This window comes from Mesorhizobium sp. WSM4871 (assembly GCF_055811295.1).
The window spans coordinates 1-338 of record NZ_JBVVPU010000066.1 but is presented as its reverse complement, the minus strand read 5'-3'; the positions used below and the strand labels follow the sequence as shown (position 1 = coordinate 338).

Below are 338 nucleotides of genomic sequence, written 5' to 3'. Positions count from 1 at the left end.
GCCTCCTACCAGCTCTTTCCCGAGGACATCGAGCAGCGCGCCTTCGATCCGGACAAGGCCAAGTTCCACTATCAGAAGTCGGGCCACAGAGGACCGATTCTGCTTAGGACTTCCGAGGCGGGCTTCACCGGTGCGGTCGATGCCGCCCAACTCTACGCGCAGAGCTGCGCCAAGGCCGGCATCACCATCAAGGTTAAGCGCGAGCCGGTCGAAGGCTATGATTCGGAGGTCTGGAACAAGCAGCCCTTCTTGACCAACTTTTGGAACGGTCGACCGACGCAGGACCAGATATACTCGACCGTGTATTTGTCGACAGCGCCATGGAATGACACGCATTT

General features: G+C 58.6%; 1 pseudogene. It reads left to right on the top strand.

From position 1 onward, the window contains the following. Positions 1-338, top strand: a pseudogene (locus AC0L2H_RS32540) (ABC transporter substrate-binding protein); the annotation flags it as partial.